Origin of the sequence: Anaerostipes faecalis (assembly GCF_018982945.1) — a bacterium.
Lineage (GTDB): Bacteria > Bacillota > Clostridia > Lachnospirales > Lachnospiraceae > Anaerostipes > Anaerostipes faecalis.
The window spans coordinates 12,337-33,380 of sequence record NZ_JABRXE010000002.1 but is presented as its reverse complement, the minus strand read 5'-3'; the positions used below and the strand labels follow the sequence as shown (position 1 = coordinate 33,380).

Annotated in this window: 15 protein-coding genes; all 15 read left to right on the top strand. The window is 37.1% G+C overall.

The window, feature by feature from the left end:
• Positions 1-10 precede the first annotated feature (10 nt).
• The 15 genes from KTB61_RS03150 (at position 11) to KTB61_RS03080 (ending at position 21,000) form a co-directional block, all read left to right on the top strand.
• Positions 11-1,231 carry a BaiN/RdsA family NAD(P)/FAD-dependent oxidoreductase gene (locus tag KTB61_RS03150; RefSeq protein ID WP_216696777.1) on the top strand — a complete coding sequence of 407 codons (1,221 nt, stop codon included), beginning with the start codon at positions 11-13 and terminating at the stop codon, positions 1,229-1,231.
• Positions 1,232-1,243: 12 nt separating this feature from the next.
• The gene (gene cmk, locus KTB61_RS03145) at positions 1,244-1,906 is read left to right on the top strand and encodes a (d)CMP kinase (protein ID WP_216696776.1); all 663 of its coding nucleotides are present in this window, start codon (positions 1,244-1,246) and stop codon (positions 1,904-1,906) included.
• A gap of 10 nt (positions 1,907-1,916) precedes the next feature.
• Positions 1,917-3,815 (top strand): bifunctional 4-hydroxy-3-methylbut-2-enyl diphosphate reductase/30S ribosomal protein S1, encoded by a 1,899-nt coding sequence (locus KTB61_RS03140; protein ID WP_075760451.1) that lies wholly within the window; start codon positions 1,917-1,919, stop codon positions 3,813-3,815.
• Between the two features lie 221 nt (positions 3,816-4,036).
• Entirely contained in the window at positions 4,037-7,495 is a 3,459-nt protein-coding gene (locus tag KTB61_RS03135; RefSeq protein WP_216696775.1) for a pyruvate carboxylase, read from the top strand.
• A 99-nt stretch (positions 7,496-7,594) separates the two neighbouring features.
• Positions 7,595-8,242, top strand: a complete 648-nt coding sequence (locus KTB61_RS03130) for a ClpP family protease (protein WP_330638183.1) — start codon at positions 7,595-7,597, stop codon at positions 8,240-8,242.
• 136 nt (positions 8,243-8,378) lie between these two features.
• Positions 8,379-9,866: a 4Fe-4S dicluster domain-containing protein gene (locus tag KTB61_RS03125; protein WP_216696773.1), complete on the top strand. Its 1,488-nt coding sequence runs from the start codon at positions 8,379-8,381 to the stop codon at positions 9,864-9,866.
• A gap of 263 nt (positions 9,867-10,129) precedes the next feature.
• Complete coding sequence (locus KTB61_RS03120; protein ID WP_216696772.1) at positions 10,130-11,017, top strand: C40 family peptidase; 888 nt, start codon at positions 10,130-10,132, stop codon at positions 11,015-11,017.
• A gap of 199 nt (positions 11,018-11,216) precedes the next feature.
• Positions 11,217-13,577 (top strand): FtsK/SpoIIIE family DNA translocase, encoded by a 2,361-nt coding sequence (locus KTB61_RS03115; RefSeq protein ID WP_075760456.1) that lies wholly within the window; start codon positions 11,217-11,219, stop codon positions 13,575-13,577.
• A gap of 12 nt (positions 13,578-13,589) precedes the next feature.
• Entirely contained in the window at positions 13,590-15,260 is a 1,671-nt protein-coding gene (locus KTB61_RS03110) for a formate--tetrahydrofolate ligase (RefSeq protein ID WP_075760457.1), read from the top strand.
• Positions 15,261-15,273: 13 nt separating this feature from the next.
• Positions 15,274-16,122 (top strand): bifunctional methylenetetrahydrofolate dehydrogenase/methenyltetrahydrofolate cyclohydrolase FolD, encoded by an 849-nt coding sequence (folD, locus tag KTB61_RS03105; RefSeq protein WP_075760458.1) that lies wholly within the window; start codon positions 15,274-15,276, stop codon positions 16,120-16,122.
• A gap of 1 nt (position 16,123) precedes the next feature.
• Complete coding sequence (rimO, locus tag KTB61_RS03100) at positions 16,124-17,461, top strand: 30S ribosomal protein S12 methylthiotransferase RimO (protein ID WP_216696771.1); 1,338 nt, start codon at positions 16,124-16,126, stop codon at positions 17,459-17,461.
• A complete protein-coding gene (gene pgsA, locus KTB61_RS03095; RefSeq protein WP_075760460.1) occupies positions 17,445-17,987 on the top strand; it encodes a CDP-diacylglycerol--glycerol-3-phosphate 3-phosphatidyltransferase in 543 nt (180 codons plus the stop codon). The genes rimO and pgsA overlap by 17 nt, the downstream gene beginning before the upstream one ends.
• A 5-nt stretch (positions 17,988-17,992) precedes the next feature.
• Complete coding sequence (locus KTB61_RS03090; RefSeq protein ID WP_075760461.1) at positions 17,993-19,237, top strand: competence/damage-inducible protein A; 1,245 nt, start codon at positions 17,993-17,995, stop codon at positions 19,235-19,237.
• Positions 19,238-19,357: 120 nt separating this feature from the next.
• The gene (recA, locus tag KTB61_RS03085; protein WP_075760462.1) at positions 19,358-20,395 is read left to right on the top strand and encodes a recombinase RecA; all 1,038 of its coding nucleotides are present in this window, start codon (positions 19,358-19,360) and stop codon (positions 20,393-20,395) included.
• A complete protein-coding gene (locus KTB61_RS03080) occupies positions 20,395-21,000 on the top strand; it encodes a regulatory protein RecX (RefSeq protein ID WP_216696770.1) in 606 nt (201 codons plus the stop codon). The genes recA and KTB61_RS03080 overlap by 1 nt, the downstream gene beginning before the upstream one ends.
• Positions 21,001-21,044 lie beyond the last annotated feature (44 nt).

Here is a 21,044-nt window from a genome sequence, read left to right as displayed (position 1 = left end):
GATGTAATATATGAAGGTAATCATAATCGGTGGAGGAGCTGCCGGCATGATCGCTGCATATCAGGCGGCGAAAGAAGGAAATCAGGTCATCCTTCTTGAAAAAAATGAAAAACTTGGAAAGAAAATATTTATTACAGGAAAAGGCCGTTGTAATGTTACCAACGCCTGTGAAATTGAAGAACTTTTTGATAATGTTGTAACTAACAGGGAATTTTTATATAGTGGTTTTTATACTTTTTCCAATGATGCAGTAATGGAACTGTTTGAAAGTCTTGGATGTCCTTTAAAGATAGAACGGGGAAACCGGGTTTTTCCGGTATCTGATCATTCTTCAGATATAATTGCTGCTCTGGAGCGAGAACTGAAGCGGCAAAAAGTAAAAGTATGTCTCAATATGGAAGTAAAAAAGATTTTAATCTCTGCGGATGGAATTGCCTATGGAGTTGGTTTGTTATCAGGAGATACTATAACAGGCGATAAGGTTATTGTGGCCACTGGCGGTATGTCATATCCTTCCACAGGCTCAACAGGAGATGGGTATACTTTTGCAAGAAAGGCAGGTCATCATGTAACTCAGGTAGTACCGGCTTTGGTGCCATTTGAGATAAAAGAGGATATTTGCAAAAAACTTCAAGGTCTTTCTTTGAGAAATGTAAAGGTAAGCATGACATCTAATGGGAAAAAGGTACATGAAGACTTTGGGGAAATGCTATTTACCCATTTTGGAGTCAGTGGACCTGTTGTATTAAGTGCCAGCAGTTATGTAGCAGGATATCGGGGAACGGAACTTAAATTCCATATTGATTTAAAGCCTGCTTTATCACGGGAGCAGCTGGACCAGAGGGTGTTAAGAGATTTTAAAGAGGTTATGAATAAAGATTTTAGAAATTCTCTGGATTCTCTTTTGCCCAAAAAGCTGATTCCTGTTATGATAGAACTGTCAGGAATTCCGGAACATAAAAAGGTTAATGAAATTACAAAAAAGGAAAGAATACAGCTGGTTTCTTTATTAAAGGATTTGGAATTAACCATTATCGGAGTAAGAGGATTTAAAGAAGCAATCATTACCCAGGGAGGAATTGATGTAAAAGAAATCAATCCTGGAACGATGGAATCAAAGAAAATAAAAGGATTATTTTTTGCAGGAGAGGTCCTTGATCTGGATGCGGTTACAGGGGGATTTAACCTTCAGATTGCCTGGTCAACAGGATATCTTGCAGGATCAAATTAGGAGGATTATATTATGTATAGTATTGCAATCGACGGACCAGCAGGTGCAGGAAAAAGTACAATTGCCAAAACAATTGCCAAGGAACTTGAGTTTGTATATGTGGATACAGGAGCTATGTATCGTGCTATGGCATTATATTTTATCCGTCACCATGTGGATGAAAAAAATGAAGAAGCTATTAATGCAGCCTGTGATGATATTCATGTAAGTCTTGCTTATGAAGATGGTATGCAGCAGGTGCTTCTTAATGAAGAAAATGTTACAGGATTAATTCGTACAGAAGAAGTAGGAAATATGGCATCCAAGACATCTGCGTATAAAAAAGTCAGAGCAACACTTTTGGACTTGCAGAGGGATATGGCTAAAACAGCTAATATTTTAATGGATGGAAGAGATATAGGAACAAATGTTCTCCCGGATGCGGATTTGAAAATTTATCTGACCGCTTCATCAAAAGTTCGTGCAGAACGAAGATATAAGGAGCTGATCGAAAAAGGTGTGGATGCAGATCTTAAGCAAATCGAACAGGATATCATTACTCGAGATAAACAGGATATGGAGAGAGAGATTGCACCATTAAAAAGGGCTGAAGATGCAGTTTTGGTAGATTCTTCTGATATGACGATCCAGCAGGTTGTTGACACAGTTGTCAATGAATTTAATAAAGTAAAATAATGGAGGGACAATGGAAGTAATATTGGCGAAAACAGCGGGATTTTGTTTTGGTGTAAAACGGGCTGTGGATACAGTGTATCAGGAAGCAAAAAAGGATCATGTATATACATATGGTCCTATCATACACAACGAACATGTTGTGAAGGATTTGGAAAAAAAGGGAGTTCGGGTGCTTCATTCAAGAGAAGAACTTTCCAATCTTTCTGAAGGCATTGTTATTATCCGTTCCCATGGAGTTCCCAAGGAGATATATGAGCTGATTGAAAATAAAGGTCTGACTCTGGTGGATGCAACTTGCCCATTTGTAAGAAAAATCCATAAAATAGTACATGCTGCAGGAGAAAATGGAAAGCAGATTATTATTATCGGCAGTGCAGAACATCCTGAAGTAGAAGGAATTCGCGGATGGTGTACCGGTGAAGTTCATGTAATAACAGAGGCATCCCAGTTAGATCAGATTGATTTCAAAAAGCCAACTTGTCTGGTTTCCCAAACGACATTTAATTACAAGAAATTTAAAGATATAGTTGAAATTATCAACAAAAAGGGTTATGATATAGAAGTATGTAATACAATATGTAATGCCACAGAAGAACGTCAACTGGAAGCAAAGTCTATCGCTAAGGATGTAGATGCAATGGTTGTTATTGGAGATAAACACAGCTCCAACAGCCAGAAGTTATTTGAGATTAGCAAGAATGAGTGTGAAAACACTTTTTTTGTACAGACACTTAGAGACCTGGATTTGAAACTTTTTGAATCGACTGGTAAGGTGGGTATTACAGCGGGGGCCTCAACCCCACAGAAAATTATCAAGGAGGTTCATGCTAGCATGACAGAAAAGAGTTTTGAACAATTATTAGAGGAAAGTTTAGTTACGATTCATAATGGAGAGGTAGTAGAAGGTACAGTCATTGATGTAAAACCAGATGAGATTATCTTGAACATCGGATATAAAGCAGATGGTATTTTAACAAGAAATGAATACTCTAATGATTCTGCCAACGTGGATTTAACAACAGTAGCCAAAGTTGGTGATACTATGGAGACAAAAGTCCTGAAAGTTAATGATGGAGAAGGACAGGTACTCCTTACTTATAAGAGGCTGGCAGCTGAGAAGGGTAATAAGCGTCTTGAAGAAGCTTATGAAAACAAAGAAGTTTTAAAAGCACCTGTAGCGCAGGTATTAGATGGTGGATTAAGTGTACTTATTGAAGAAGCACGTGTATTTATTCCTGCAAGCCTTGTTTCTGATTCTTATGAAAGAGATCTTAAGAAATATGAAGGACAGGAAATTGAATTTGTTATCAGTGAGTTCAATCCTCGCAAGAGAAGAGTTATTGGTGACCGTAAACAGTTATTAGTAGCTGCTAAGAAAGAAAAACAGAAAGAATTATTTGAAAAGATCGAAGTTGGAATGAAGATCGATGGTGTTGTTAAGAATGTAACAGACTTTGGAGCATTTATCGATTTAGGTGGAGCAGATGGATTACTTCACATTTCTGAAATGTCCTGGGGACGTGTTGAAAATCCTAAGAAAGTTTTCAATATCGGAGACAAAGTTACTGTATTGATCAAAGATATTCAGGGTGAAAAGATTGCTTTAAGTCTGAAATTCCCAGAAGAAAATCCTTGGTTAAAAGCAGAAGAAAAATACAAAGTTGGTAATGAAGTAACTGGAAAAGTTGCTCGTATGACAGACTTTGGAGCATTTATTGAACTTGAATCTGGAATTGATGCATTACTTCACGTATCTCAGATTGCAAAAGAACATATTGAAAAACCTTCAGATGTTTTAAGTGTTGGACAGGAAATTACAGCTAAAGTTGTTGACTTTAAGAAAGATGAAAAGAAAATCAGCTTAAGTATGAAAGCTTTACTTCCAGCAGAAGAAAAAACTGAAGAATAAGAATTAGTTATCAAAAGTTCCTTCTCTAATTTAGTGAGAAGGAACTTTTTTTAGATACGACTATTGTAAAATAGGATTTTATGAGATATAATTGACCTTAAAAATATCATTTTTTATTTCATAGAACATTACTTTGCAATGTTTCGAAATAATGGTATTAAGAAATTTTAATGTTTTTAAAATCATTTTGAAAAGAAAAACTAGAAAAAGGAGCTAGAACCATGGAGATAAAAAAGTTCAAAAAAGTATTGGTTGCTAACCGTGGCGAAATTGCAATTCGTGTCTTTCGTGCTTTAAGTGAGCTTGGAATTACCACAGTTGGTGTATTTTCCAAAGAAGATCGTTATGCACTGTTCCGTTCCAAGGCAGATGAATCATATCAGCTGAATCCTGATAAGGGACCAATTGATGCATATCTTGATATTAATACGATTATTCGTATTGCAAAAGAAAAAAATGTTGATGCTATTCATCCTGGTTATGGATTTCTTTCAGAAAATCCAGAATTTGTAGATGCCTGTGAAAAGAATGGAATTACATTTATCGGGCCTTCTTCTGACCTGATGCGCAAAATGGGAGATAAAATTTCATCCAAACAGATGGCAATCGAAGCAGATGTGCCGATTATTCCTGGTGTAGACCATGCAGTTCATGAACTGAATGAGGTCTTGAAGATTGCAGATCAGGTTGGATATCCGGTTATGTTAAAGGCTTCCAACGGAGGAGGCGGACGTGGAATGCGTATCGTAAACTCTGCAGAGGAAATGCCTAAAGAATATGCCGAAGCAAGAGATGAATCCAAAAAAGCATTTGGAGATGATCAGATCTTTGTTGAAAAATACTTAAAGAGTCCAAAACATATAGAAGTGCAGATCATTGGAGATCAGTATGGAGAAGTTGTCCATCTGTATGATCGTGATTGTTCTGTACAGAGAAGACATCAGAAAGTTGTAGAATATGCACCTGCATTCAGTGTACCGGAAGAAGTACGTCAGCAGATTTTTGATTGTTCTATCCGTCTTGCAAAACATGTAGATTATAAGAATGCCGGAACATTGGAATTTCTCGTAGATGCAGATAATAATGCATATTTTATTGAAATGAATCCTCGTGTCCAGGTAGAACATACAATTACAGAAGCTGTTACAGGTATTGACATCGTTCAGACTCAGATTCTTGTGGCTGAAGGTTATCCGTTGGATTCCAGCGAAATTGGAATTAAATCACAGAAAGATATTGTATGTAATGGCTATTCTGTTCAGACACGTATTACCACAGAAGATCCTTTAAATAACTTCCTTCCAGATACAGGAAAGATTACAGTATATCGTTCCGGAGCAGGTAATGGTATTCGTCTGGATGGTGGAAATGCTTATGCAGGAGCGGAAATTACTCCATATTATGACAGCCTTCTTGTAAAAGCAATTTCTCATGATCGTACTTTTGAGCGTGCAGTTGATAAATCTATTCGTGTATTAAAGGAAACAAGAATTCGTGGAGTGAAGACAAATATTCCTTTCCTGATCAATGTACTGAATCATGATACATTCCGCAGCGGAAAATGTTATACAACATTTATCGAAGATACACCGGAACTGTTTATGCTTCCGGAAAGCCAGGACAGAGCTACAAAAATTCTGGAATTTCTTGGAAACAAGATGGTTAATGTTCAGCATGCAGAGGATAAGCCATATTTTGAAAATACAACAGCTCCTAAATATGATAAAGAACGTTCTGTATATGGTTCCAGAGATGAATTTCTGAAGCTTGGTGCCAAAGGATTTACCCAGAAAATCCTGACACAGGATAAATTATATATAACAGATACAACCATGCGTGATGCTCAGCAGTCATTGATGGCGACACGTATGAGAACGAGAGATCTGGTTATGGCATCTGAAGCAACTAATGCATTTATGCAGGAAGCTTTTTCTGTTGAAGCATGGGGTGGGGCAACATATGATACAGCATATCGTTTCCTTAAGGAATCACCATGGAAGAGACTATCTGCATTAAGAGAACGTATGCCAAATACTTTGATCCAGATGCTTCTTCGTGCATCCAATGCAGTAGGATATAGTAATTATCCAGATAATGTGGTTCAGCAGTTTATTATGGAAGCTGCCGGACATGGTGTGGATGTTTTCCGTATTTTTGACAGTTTAAACTGGGTGGAAAATATGAAAATGCCAATTGAGACTGCTTTAAAAACTGGAAAGATCGTAGAAGGTGCTATTTGTTATACAGGAGATATTCTTGATCCAAATGAAACAAAATATACATTAGATTATTATGTAAAGAAAGCCAAAGAACTGGAAAGCCTTGGTGTTCATATCTTTACTATTAAGGATATGGCAGGTCTTGTAAAACCATATGCAGCTGAAAAACTGATTTCAACATTAAAATCTGAATTAAAGATTCCGGTAAATCTTCATACACATGATTCTACAGGAAATGGTGTCAGTACATTACTGAAAGCTGCAGAAGCCGGACTTGATATTGCTGACTGTGCTATTGGATCTATGAGTTCCATGACAAGTAACCCATGTATGAATTCACTTGTTGAAGCTTTAAAAGGAACTAAGAGAGATACAAAACTGAATCCGGATGAATTGACAGAGTTAAGTCAGTATTATGCAAGAATTCGTCCAGTCTACAAGCAGTTTGAAAGCGGCATGGATGCACCGAATACAGAAATTTATAAATACGAGATTCCTGGAGGACAGTATTCTAATCTGCTTGCACAGGTTAAGGAAATGGGTGCTGCAGAAGATTTCGAAGCTATAAAAGGTCTTTATAAAGATGCAAACCATCTTCTGGGAAATATTGTAAAGGTTACTCCATCTTCTAAAGTTGTTGGTGATTTTGCCATCTTTATGTTTAAAAATGGATTGACAAAAGATAATATTCTTACAGAAGGAAAGAATTTATCATATCCTGATTCTGTTGTAGAGTATTTTGAAGGAATGATCGGACAGCCGGAAGGTGGATTCCCGAAAGAACTTCAGGAAATTGTTTTAAAAGGAAAGAAACCTATTTCCGTACGTCCGGGAAGTCTGCTTCCAGATGAAGACTTTGATTATATTAAAAACGGATTAAAAGAAAACTTCTATATGGATAGCATGGAAGACCCTGAGGTTCTTCATCAGAAGGCATTAAGTTATGCTCTGTATCCGAAGGTTTATGAAGATTACTGCCGACATTTCGAAGCTTATAATGATGTTACAGGGCTGGAAAGTCATGTGTACTTCTATGGACTTCGTAAGGGAGAAGAAACAGTCCTGAAACTTGACGAAGGTAAATTTCTGATTATCAAATTTATTGATATGTCTGAACCAGATGAAGATGGCTACCGTTGCCTTGACTTTGAAGTAAATGGATCTATTCGAGAGATTAAAGTTCTGGATAAAAATCTTGAAGTTAAAGCAGACAGAAGAGTAAAAGCTGATAAATCTAATCCGGGACATCTTGGATCTACAATCCCTGGAACTGTTGGAAAAATCCTTGTTAAAGAAGGAGATGAAGTAACAGTAAATATGCCATTGATGACAGTGGAAGCCATGAAGATGGAAACAACGGTTGTATCTAAAGTAGATGGTACTGTTGATAAGATTTATGTCAAAGAAGGAGAACAGGTAAATCAGGAAGATCTGTTGATTTCTTTTGAAATTGATGAATAGAAAAGAAAAATAACGAAAAAATAAGAAGAAGGAAGTAGATGAAACTTCCTTCTTTTTGTTTTTTCTATCAGAAAAATTTTTTAAAAGTGAGGTATGGCAATGGATGAAGAACGAAGAAATGAGATAAAAGATTCTGGTTCAACAGATATAAATGGAATTCATATTATGACCATTATTGGAGAAATCGAAGGACATCAGGCAGCTTCTCAAGGTGCAAAAACAACAAAATATGAGCATATGATTCCCATGCTTGCAAAAGTAGAAAATGACGATAAGATTAAGGGAGTTTTGATTTTGATCAATACCATAGGAGGAGATGTGGAATGCGGTCTGGCACTGGCAGAACTTATTGCTTCCTTAAGCAAGCCTACAGTTTCACTGGTATTGGGTGGAAGTCATTCTATTGGTGTTCCACTGGCTGTTTCAGCTGATTACTCTTTCATAGTAAAAAGTGCTACAATGATGATACATCCGGTAAGAACAGGTGGAACTTTTATTGGAGTAATTCAAAGCTATCGTAATATTGAGAAAATCCAGGACAGAATTACCAGATTTATCAGTGATCATTCTGGTATGAATCAGAAGCAGGTTGAGGAACTGATGCTTGCTGTTGGGGAACAGGTAAAGGATGCAGGAACGATTCTTGAAGGAGAGGAAGCAGTAAGATATGGACTGATTAATCAGATTGGAGGAATGAAAGAGGCATTTAAAAAGTTAAGTGAGCTTTGTGAAAATAAATATTGTTGAAAATGAAAGAAATGTATGAAATATTGTGCAATTTTTTGGAGATAAAATACAAAAAAGTACTTTAATTTTTCTCTCTCATCGTGTAAAATAAAAGAGGATTGTTTTTTATTTAACAAACATTTTGAAGGAGGATAAGATGAGAGGAATTGAAACCCCTGTTCGCGACATTCGTAAACGAGTATTTAAGGAAATTGCAAAATTTGCTTATGAAAAAAAAGATTTAAGCTTAATTGAAGATTTACCATATGAAATTGTCCCTGGAGAGGTTGCCACATATCGTGATAGTATTTATCGTGAAAGAGCAATCGTTGGTGAAAGAATTCGTCTTGCCATGGGGATGTCTTTAAGACCTGCAGATAAACCGGCAAGAATTACAAAAGGAATTGATGAAAGTAATATTTCAGAAAAATATTATGAACCACCTCTTTTACAGGTAATTCCATCTGCATGTAATGCATGTAAAGATAAGGCATTTATTGTCGGTGGTGAGTGTCAGGGATGTATGGCACATCCATGTATGGAAGTCTGTCCTAAAAATGCAATCAGCTTTGTAGATGGATATTCTTATATTGATCAGGATAAATGTATCAAATGTGGACAGTGTAGAAAAGTCTGTCCTTATGGTGCAATTCATGAAAGAAAAAGACCTTGTGAAGTTGCCTGTGGTGTTGGTGCCATTGAAACTGATTATGCAGGACGTGCGGTAATCAATCCTGATAAATGTGTATCCTGTGGTATGTGCATGGTTAACTGTCCATTTGGAGCTATTGCAGATAAATCCCAGATTTATCAGCTGATTAAAGCGATGAATGAAGGAAGTGAAGTTATTGCTATTCTTGCACCTGCTTTTGTTGGTCAGTTTGGACCGAAAGCTTCTCCAAATAAGATTAAAGCCGCATTGCTGGATATCGGATTTTCGGATGTATGGGAAGTTGCAGTTGGTGCGGATGCAGGAGCTCTTGAAGAAGCAGAACATTATGCACATAGTGTTGCAACTGGAGAGGTTCCGTTTTTACTGACATCCTGTTGTCCATCATGGTCTATGCTCGGAAAGAAATATTTCCCAGAAGTAATTGATCAGATTTCCAATGCCTTGACACCAATGGTTGCTACAGCGAGAGCAGCAAGACAGACAAATCAGAATGCAAAAATCGTATTTGTAGGTCCATGTGTAGCAAAGAAACTGGAAGCATCTAGAAAAACTGTTCGCAGTGAAGTGGATTTTGTTATTACATTTGAAGAGTTAGCAGCTATGTTTGAAGCAAAAGAAATCGATTTCAATACTTACGATAAAGAAGTAGAAATGAATGATGCTTTTGGTGCAGGTAGAGGATATGCAGTTGCCAGTGGTGTATCCACAGCAATCGAAGCTTGTATCAACGAATATTATCCAGGTACAGAAGTGAAGATCGATCATGTTGAAGGACTTGCTGAATGTAAGAAGATGCTTCTTCAGGCAAAAGCCGGAAAGAAAAACGGATATCTGATCGAAGGTATGGGATGTCCTGGAGGATGTGTTGCCGGAGCAGGAACCAATATACCAGTTATTAAAGCTGGAGTACAGGTTAAGAAATTTGTCAATGAAGCAGAATCCTTTGTTCCACCAGAAACAGCAAAATACTAAATTGATTAAACTTTAATTAGAGATTACTTGAAACTCCTGGAATTCCAGGAGTTTCTTTTTGTATGGAAGAGATTTTTAAAATAATTATTCGGAGATCTTTCTTCTATGATTGAATATTGCAAATATGGATCATCATGGATTAAATATTACGGAAGTATTACAAAAACATTTGAAAAACAAAATCAATATGGTATAATATATATAGGTAAAAGATTATTTTACTGAATATTTGCAGGAAGGAGGAAAGCCGCGAAAAAAATATTATGAATAAGAAATCTTTAAGAATTGTTTTACTGAGTATAATCTGTGGACTTATGCTGGCAACATGTTTTGAAATTAAACATGTTGATGCTGCAACAACTTACAGCAGATATGTAACAGCTAGTTCATTGAACATTCGAAAGAAAGCATCAAACGGTGGAGCAGTTGTAGGTTCTTATAAAAAGGGAACAAAAATAACCTGTTATGGAACCAGTGGCAGTTGGACAAAGGTAAAATATAGTGGATCTTATCGATATGTATCTACACGTTATCTGTCCAGCAGTGCACCGAAAGTTACGACAAGTATAACCTCAACGTACACAAGATACGTAACGGCCAGTTCGTTGAATATTCGAAAGAAAGCATCAAACAGTGGAGCGATTGTAGGTTCTTACAAAAGAGGAAGCAAAATAACTTGTTATGGAACCAGTGGCAGTTGGACAAAGATAAAATATAGTGGATCTTATAGATACATATCTACAAGTTATCTTTCCAGTAAAGTGCCAAGTACTGTGAGTTCCACAGCTTCGATTACCGGAAGTTCTGTAGCAAGATATGCGTTGCAGTTTGTTGGAAACCCATATGTATGGGGAGTTTCCAGCTTGACGAAAGGAGCGGACTGTTCTGGATTTACCATGGCAGTGTATGCACATTATGGATATAGTCTTCCACATAGTTCTATCAGTCAGAGATCTTGTGGGACACCCGTTAGCTGGGCAAATAAGCAGGCAGGAGATTTGATCTGTTATAATGCAATCAACGGAGTTGGACATGTGGGAATTTACATAGGAAATAATCAGGTGGTTCATGCGGGAAGTAAATCTACAGGTATTCATGTATCCGCAGCTGATTATCGGTCAGTAAACTGTGTAAGACGAATTATAAAATAATTTGTATAATAGTGAAGGATAAAAAAGAAAGTATGTAAGTTGAAGATGAAAAATCGGAAATTAACATACTTTCTTTCTTTTTGAAAATGGTTTTCTGGTGTAATGACTTGCGTATTTTGATAAATAATTGTAAAATGGATTAACATAAAGCATAATATATGCTCTGTGAGGATTGAAAATAAGAGAGGTAAAAGTTTCTATGGCAGCAAAAAGAAGAAAGAAAAAGACATCTGGAAGAAGTCGGAAGAAGCAGAAAGATTTCGAGCCCTTTTATAAAGAAATTGCTGTTTTGATTGTTTTTGCTCTTTTTCTTTTTTTATTTTTGAGTAATTTTGGTATTTGCGGATATATAGGAGACAGTATCAGTACATTTTTATTTGGCTTTTTTGGAACAGTACATTATATTGTTCCGGTAGCCGGGTTGTTTTTGTCATTGCTCCTGATTTCAAATGATTATAGCAGCCTTGCAATAAAAAAGACTTTTTTTTCTATTTTATTAATATGTATGATAGCTACAGCACTACAGATGATTCTAGATGTTCGGGTGCAAAATGTTAGTGCAGCATTTTTTTATAGCAGCAGACATCATACCGGTGGAGGAGCTGTAGGAGGTTTCATCTGTTCAATACTATATAAAGAGATTGGAATTGCCGGAGCAGTTGTTGTCATCCTGTTTGTTTCTGCTATTTCATTAATTCTTATAACAGAGAAATCTTTGTTATCTTTTATAAAAAAAATCAGTGGAAAGACTTTTGCCAAAAATAAAAAAAGGAAAGAAAATAGAAATCAAAGGAAGAAGGATAGGTCGGAGGAAAAACAGAAATCCGATATGCCACAAAAAATCTTACACAAAAAGTTACCGGATTTCCGGATTGGAAAACCAAAGCCGGAAGATGCAAGTCCAGTACCTGAGATACCTAAGGAAAATGAAGTCCCAGATTTTGATTTCGATTTAATAGGGGATCAAGCAGAAGATGATTTATTATCTGAAGAGATTTCTGCAGTAGAAGAACCCAAAATCAGATCCTCAAAAAAATCTTTTGTAAACATGAAAAAGGAAGAACCGAAAGAAGTTGAGGTTCTTTCCCGTCCAGAGGTTCAGGGAAACTATGTGTTTCCACCGGTTTCATTACTGAATAAAGGGAAGATTTCTAAAGGAAATAACCAGATGGAATTAAAACAGACAGCCATGAAGCTGCAGCAGACATTGGCAGATTTTGGTGTTGATGTAACCATTACAGATATTAGCTGTGGTCCATCTGTAACCCGTTTTGAATTACATCCGGAACAGGGGGTTAAAGTAAGCAGAATCGTAAGTCTTGCAGATGATATAAAATTAAATCTTGCAGCTCCTGATATTCGTATTGAAGCTCCGATTCCCGGGAAAGCGGCTATTGGAATCGAGGTTCCTAATAAAACCAATCAGACTGTTATGTTTAGGGAGCTGATTGAAAATAATGAGTTTAAAAGAGCACGTTCTAATATTTCCTTTGCAGTAGGAAAAAATCTGGCCGGACAGGTCATTGTTTCAGATATTGCAAAGATGCCGCATTTACTAATCGCAGGAGCAACAGGTTCTGGAAAGTCAGTATGTATTAATACTTTGATTATGAGTATACTGTACAAATCCAGTCCAGATGATGTAAAATTAATTATGATTGATCCTAAGGTTGTAGAGTTAAGTGCTTATCAGGGAATTCCTCACTTACTTATTCCGGTGGTTACAGATCCAAAACAGGCTTCCAGTGCATTGAACTGGGCTGTTATGGAGATGGGAGACCGATACAAAAAATTTGCAGAAGTGAATGTAAGGAATCTCAAAGGATATAATGACAAAGTAGAAGAGATGGCAAAGCAGGGTATGGAAGGAGAAGATTTCAAGAAACTTCCGCAGATTGTTATTATCGTAGATGAACTTGCAGATTTGATGATGGTAGCACCTGGAGAAGTAGAAGATGCAATTGTTCGTCTGTCTCAGCTTGCCAGAGCGGCAGGAATTCATCTGATTATTGCAACTCAGAGACCATCAGTAAATGTTATTACAGGATTGATCAAGGCAAATGTTCCTTCAAGAATTGCTTTTTCCGTTTCATCGGGAGTAGATTCCAGAACGATTATCGATATGAACGGGGCAGAAAAACTGCTTGGAAAAGGGGATATGTTATTTTATCCATCTGGGTATCAGAAACCGATTCGAGTACAAGGTGCTTTTATCAGTGATGAAGAGGTGGGAAGAGTCGTTTCATTCCTAAAGGAACAAAATATTGATGATGATTATGGTTCGGATGTTCAGGAAAAGATACAGACAGCTACTGTTAAGGCAGCTTCATCCCAGGAAAGGGATGAGTATTTTGAAGATGCAGCCATGTTCATTATAGATAAAGACAAAGCATCTATTGCCAGTCTGCAAAGGGTGTTTAAAATCGGTTTTAATCGTGCGGCGAGATTGATGGATCAGCTGTGTGAGGCCGGAATTGTAGGGGAGGAAGAGGGTACCAAACCACGAAAAGTATTAATGAGTGCAGAAGAATTTGAACAATACAAAGAAGAATATTTATAGAAAGGATACATTATGAAAACAGATATTCAAATTGCGCAGGAAGCAGAATTAAAACCAATCAAAGAGGTTGCAGCATCAATTGGAATCAAAGAGGATGATTTGGAATTGTATGGTAAATATAAAGCAAAATTCTCTTCAGGTTTTATGGATGAAGTAAAAAATAACGAGGATGGTAAACTGGTTCTTGTAACAGCTATTAATCCAACTCCTGCAGGAGAAGGGAAAACAACAACAAGTGTTGGTCTTGCACAGGCATTAAACCAGTTGGGAAAGAAAACTATTTGTGCATTGCGTGAACCATCTTTAGGACCATGTTTTGGAATTAAAGGTGGAGCAGCCGGAGGTGGATATGCACAGGTTGTTCCAATGGAAGATCTGAATCTTCATTTTACAGGAGATTTTCATGCAATTACATCTGCCAATAATCTTCTGGCAGCAATGATCGATAACCATATTCAGCAGGGTAATCAGCTGGATATTGATACACGTAATGTTGTATGGAAAAGATGCCTGGATATGAATGACAGAGCTCTTCGAAATATAGTTGTAGGATTGGGACGTAAGGTAGATGGTGTTGTGCGAGAAGACCATTTTATCATTACAGTTGCCTCTGAAATCATGGCAATTCTTTGTCTTGCAAATGATATGGAAGATTTAAAAGAACGTTTAGGGAAAATCATTGTTGCCTATACTAGAGATAATAAACCGGTAACAGCAAAAGAATTAAATGCAGTAGGTGCTATGGCAGCATTATTAAAAGATGCTTTAAAGCCAAATATGATTCAGACACTGGAACATACACCTGCATTTGTTCATGGTGGACCGTTTGCTAATATTGCTCATGGATGTAATAGTGTTCAGGCTACAAAACTTGCATTAAAATTATCAGATATTACCATTACAGAAGCTGGATTTGGTGCAGATCTTGGTGCAGAAAAATTCCTGGATATTAAATGTCCAATGGCAGGACTTCATCCGGATGCGGTTGTTCTGGTAGCTACAGTACGTGCATTAAAATATAACGGAGGAGTTGCGAAGGATGAACTGGCAACAGAAAACATTGATGCTTTGAGCAAAGGTATTGTAAATCTTGAAAAGCATATTGAAAATCTCAAGCAGTTTGGTGTGCCGGTTGTTGTAACACTGAATCAGTTTGTTACAGATACAGAAGCTGAATTAAACTTTATTAAGAATTTCTGTGAAGAAAGAGATTGTGATTTTGCATTATCACAGGTATGGGCTGATGGTGGAAAAGGTGGAATTAATCTTGCAAAGGCGGTTCTTCGTACATTGGATACAAAAGAAAGCAATTATCATCAGTTATATGATTATGATTCAACAATTGAAGAAAAAATTGAAACTATTGCGACTAAAATATATGGTGCAGATGGTGTTGTTTACGCACCTGCAGCAGCAAGACAGAAGAAAACTTTAACAGAACTTGGATATGGAAATCTTCCAATCTGTATGGCAAAGAATCAGTATTCTCTGTCTGATGATCCAAAGAAACTGGGTCGTCCTGAAGGATTTGATATTACAATTCGTGAAATCTATGTAAATGCAGGAGCAGGATTCCTGGTTGCATTAACAGGGGATATCATGACAATGCCAGGTCTTCCAAAGAAACCAGCAGCAGAAGGAATTGACGTAAATGAAGATGGTGTAATTACAGGATTATTTTAGAAGGTGGAATAAGATGACACAGATAATTGACGGAAAAAAGATTTCAGCTGAGATTAAAGATGAAGTAAAAGCTGAAGTAGCAGAATTAAAAAAAGAAGGAAAGGATATTGCTCTTGCTGTTATACAGGTTGGGGCAGATCCTGCTTCCAGTGTTTATGTAAGAAATAAAAAACGTGCCTGCGCTTATACAGGGATTGAATCTGTAAGTTACGAACTTCCTGAGGAAACAACTCAGGAAGAACTGCTTGCAATTGTTGATAAATGCAATAAAGATCCTAAGATAAATGGGATTCTCGTGCAGCTGCCTTTACCAGCACATATGGATGAAGATGAAATTCTTTTAGCTATTGATCCAAAGAAAGATGTGGATGGATTCCATCCGGTTAGTGTAGGAAACATGGTAATTGGAGAAGATGGATTTCTGCCATGTACGCCGGCAGGAGTAATTCAGTTACTGAAACGTTCTGGAGTGGAAATAGAAGGAAAAGAATGTGTTGTTGTTGGAAGAAGTAATATTGTTGGAAAACCTATGGCAATGCTTCTTTTACGTGAAAATGGAACAGTAACTGTCTGTCATTCCAGAACAAAGGATTTAAAAGAGGTATGTAAGAGAGCAGATATTCTTGTGGTTGCAATCGGAAAGCCAAAGTTTATTGATGATTCCTATGTTAAGGAAGGCGCAGTAGTTATTGATGTTGGAATTCATCGCAATGAAAATAATAAATTATGCGGTGATGTGGATTATGAAAAAGTAGCGCCAAAAACATCAGCAATTACACCAGTACCAGGTGGAGTTGGTCCAATGACTATTGCTATGTTGATGAAAAACTGTGTAGAGTCTAAAAAACTGTTTGGAGAATAAGATGAAAATATTATTTATTTCACTGGGATGTGACAAAAATCTGGTTGATAGTGAAGTTATGCTGGGGCTTTTGACCAAAAACGGATATACTCTTACGGATGATGAGACTCAGGCGGATGTTATTGTCATCAATACGTGCTGTTTTATTCATGATGCGAAAGAAGAAAGTATTAATACCATTTTGGAAATGGCACAATATAAAGAGCAGAACTTAAAGGCTCTGGTAGTGGCTGGGTGTCTTGCTGAACGTTATAAAGATGAAATCCTGAAAGAAATTCCAGAGATTGATGCGGTTCTTGGTACCACAAGCTATGATTCCATTGTAGAAGCAGTCAATAATGCATTGGCAGGAAAAGTATATGAGCATTATGAGAGTATTGACTATCTTCCAGATAACTCAGATACCGATAGAGTTGTCACAACAGGAAATCATATGGCATATTTAAAAATTGCTGAAGGTTGTGACAAAAGATGCAGCTATTGTATTATTCCCAAAATCAGAGGTCATTTTCGAAGTGTTCCAATGAAAGAACTTTTGGAAGAAGCGGGTAGACTTGCAGAAGATGGTGTGAAGGAACTGGTTCTGGTTGCCCAGGAAACAACGCTTTATGGTAAAGATCTGACAGGAGAGAAGCAGCTTCCGCTCCTGCTTCGCAAATTATGTGAAATTGAAGGCATTGAATGGATTCGATTATTGTATTGCTATCCGGAAGAAATTACAGATGAGCTGATAGAAGTGATGAAAACAGAAGAAAAGATTTGCCATTATATTGACATGCCAATCCAGCATAGCGAGAATAGAATTTTGCAGCGAATGGGAAGAAGAACTTCCAGAGAAGATCTGATAGAGGTTATTGGAAAACTTCGGAAAGAGATTCCGGATATTGCGATCAGAACCACATTGATTACCGGTTTTCCTGGAGAAACCCAGGAAGATCATCATGGACTGATGAAATTTGTGGAAGAATGCAGATTTGAGCGCCTTGGTGTTTTTACTTACTCACCTGAAGAAGATACGCTGGCAGCTGAATTTGAAGATCAGATTGACGAAGAAGTAAAAGAACAGAGACGAGATGAGATTATGATGCTACAGCAGGAGATCTCATTTGAAAATGCCCAAAAACTGGTTGGAAAAGTCATCCGGGTAATGGTAGAGGGTTATCTGTATGATGATGATATATATGTTGGACGTTCTTACATGGATGCACCAAAGGTAGATGGATGTGTTTTTATAAATTCTCCAGAAGAACTGATGACAGGAGATTTTGTATATGTTAGAATTACTCAGGGAAAAGAATATGATGTAATAGGAGAAGTAGAGTATGAATTTACCAAATAAGCTAACAATATTAAGAGTACTTATGATACCAGTCTTTTTAGTCTTTCTTATGACAGATGTGGCTGGGGAAAATGGAAAATGGATTGCTGTAGCAATATTTATCATTGCAAGTCTTACAGATTTTCTTGATGGCTATATTGCAAGAAAATATAATCTTGTATCAAATTTTGGGAAGTTTATGGATCCTCTGGCAGATAAACTTCTTGTCTGCTCTGCAATGATCGCACTGGTTGGTATGGATCGTTTATCTTCATTGGTGGCAATTATCATTATTGCAAGAGAATTTATCATCAGTGGTTTTCGTCTGGTGGCATCTGATAATGGTGTTGTAATTGCAGCAAGCTATTGGGGGAAATTTAAGACCAATTTCCAGATGTTCATGATTATTATGCTTATTATTGATCTGGGAACTAAAACAGCAGTTATGATTGAGAATATTTTAATTGTTATTGCAGTAGCATTAACAATCATTTCTCTCATTGACTATTTAGCAAAAAATAAAGAAGTATTAGCAGAAGGGAAATAAATCAAATGACAGCAGAAATTATTTGCGTAGGAACTGAAATCCTACTGGGAAACATCGTAAATACAAATGCTGCCTACTTATCAGAACGCTTAGCCGCTTTAGGCATAAGCGTTTTTTTTGAAACAACAGTAGGCGATAACCCGGAAAGGTTAGAATCTGTTATAAAACAGGGGCTGGAAAGATCAGATATACTGATCTTATCAGGAGGATTAGGACCGACAAAGGATGATTTAACCAAAGAAATTGCAGCAAAAGTCTGTGGTCAGAAATTAATAGAAGATCAGGAAGCATTAAAGCGATTAAAGGAGTATTTTACATCTACTAAGAGAAAAATGACAGAAAATAATTTAAAGCAGGCTATGGTACCAGAAAATTGTACAGTTTTATATAATGATAATGGAACTGCACCAGGAATGGTAATTCATGCGTCAGACGGTAAAAAAGTGATTTTATTGCCGGGACCTCCAAGTGAACTGCTTCCAATGTTTCATCGTCAGGTAGAACCTGTTTTGCAGGAAATGCAGCCTGGGATTTTATATTCTAAAGTAATTAAAATCGACTGTATGGGAGAAAGCGCTGTAGAAACAGAGATTCTGGATTTGATTGAACAACAGAGTAATCCTACTGTTGCTCCATATGCAAAGCTGGGAGAAGTTCATCTTAGAGTAACTGCGAAAGCAGATACTATGGAAGAAGGAAAAGAACTTGTAAAACCTATGGTAGCGGAACTTAGAAACAGATTTGGAAATAAAATTTATACAATAGAAGGGGACAGGACTTTGGAAGATGTTCTGGTGGAAATGCTGGATCAGAAAGGATATACCATTTCGGCAGCAGAATCCTGTACAGCGGGTATGTTTATGTCACGTTTGGTCAATGTTCCTGGTGCTTCTAATGTAGTAAATGAAAGTTTTATCACTTATTCCAACGAAGCGAAAATGAAATATCTTGGTGTTAAAGAAGAGACATTAATGAACTATGGAGCAGTATCAGAAGAGACAGCAAGGGAAATGGCGGAAGGAGTGGCACGAAAGGCCAGTGCCAATGTAGGTGTAGGAATTACAGGTCTGGCAGGTCCTGGAGGAGAGACACCAGAGAAAAAACCGGGACTGGTGTATATAGGTGTTTGCATTAATGGGAAAACGAAAGTCAATAAATATCAGCTAAAAGGAAATCGTCAAAAAGTGAGAGAAGTATCTGTAAGCCGTGCTATGACAATGGTGCGTCTGGGAATGTTAGAAGAAAAATAGAGAGCGAACAAATATTCGCACGAACACTTGTTTTCTTTACCCCTTTATGATATACTAAATGCCATAAGAAATTGGGAAGATAGAAGATAAGTATCATATTGAAATAAAGGAGAACATATTATGAAACAGGACGAGAAATTGAAGGCCCTGGATGCCGCATTAGTGAAAATTGAGAAAGACTATGGCAAAGGATCTATTATGAAGCTTGGAGAATATCAGGCAGATCGTACCATTGAGGTAACACCTACCGGATCCATTAGTCTAGATATTGCACTTGGTGTTGGAGGAATTCCTAAGGGACGTATTATTGAAGTATATGGTCCTGAATCCAGTGGTAAGACTACAGTTGCTCTTCATATGGTGGCAGAGGTACAGAAGAGAGGCGGAATTGCAGGATTTATTGATGCTGAGCATGCTCTGGATCCTGTATATGCAAAGAATATTGGTGTAGATATAGATAATCTTTATATTTCTCAGCCGGATACAGGTGAGCAGGGATTGGAGATTACTGAAACTATGGTTCGTTCCGGTGCAGTGGATATTATTATTGTGGATTCTGTTGCCGCTTTGGTACCAAAAGCCGAGATTGATGGAGATATGGGAGATTCCCATGTGGGACTGCAGGCAAGACTGATGTCTCAGGCGCTTCGTAAGCTGACCGGTGTTATAAGTAAGTCCAATTGTACGGTTATTTTTATTAATCAGCTTCGTGAGAAAGTAGGAGTTATGTTTGGTAATCCGGAGACTACAACTGGTGGACGTGCGTTAAAATTCTATTCTTCCATTCGCCTGGATGTTCGAAGAATAGAAACATTGAAACAGGCAGGAGAGATGATTGGAAACCGCACAAGAATTAAAGTTGTAAAGAATAAAGTGGCACCTCCATTTAAGCAGGCGGAGTTTGATATTATGTTTGGAAAGGGAATCAGTAAATACGGAGATTTACTTGATCTTGCTGCCGGTGCGGATATTATCCATAAAAGCGGTGCATGGTATGCCTATAATGGTGAAAAAATTGGTCAGGGACGTGAGAATGCTAAAAAGTATCTGGAAGAGCATCCAGAGATTGCGGATGTTGTGGAACATGGAATCCGGGTGCATTATGGATTGATCGAAGAAGAACCACAAACAGAAACAGAAGAAAAGGCTGAACAGTAATGGTTATAACCAAACTTGAACAAGTAGGAAAAAAGCAGGTCAGAATCTTTTTTGATGAAGAAAGGTACTGCCTGCTTTATCTTAGTGAAATTAGAAAATTGGGCGTAACAGAACAGCAGGAGATTCTTCAGGAAGATTTTCAGGAATTGAATGGAATGTTACTGCATCGTGCAAAATTAAAGGTTTTATCTTTGCTAAAATATAAAGACAGAACCAGAAAAGAGTTGAAGGAGCGACTGCTTCGATTGGAATTTCCTGAATTTATAGCTGAAGAAGCAATTATTTATGCAGAATCCTATGGATATGTCAATGATAAAGAGTATGTTCGTCGGTTTATGGAGTATAGATCCCAGACTAAAAGTCGTATACAGATTCGACAGGAACTGGTAAAAAAGGGAGTAGCTTCAGATTTAATTGATCGGGTGTGGGATGAGTATGAATATGAATATGATGAGGAAAGTGTGTTAGAAGAGCAGATACAAAAGAGAATTCGACAGAAAGGTCCTATAACAATGGAGAATTTTCAGAAAAATTATACATATTTTGCAAGAAAAGGATATTCTTCCAATTCCATTCTCCAATTATTAAAAAAATATAAACAATAAATTTTTTTCTTGCATATAATCAGAAAACTATATATAATCGGTTT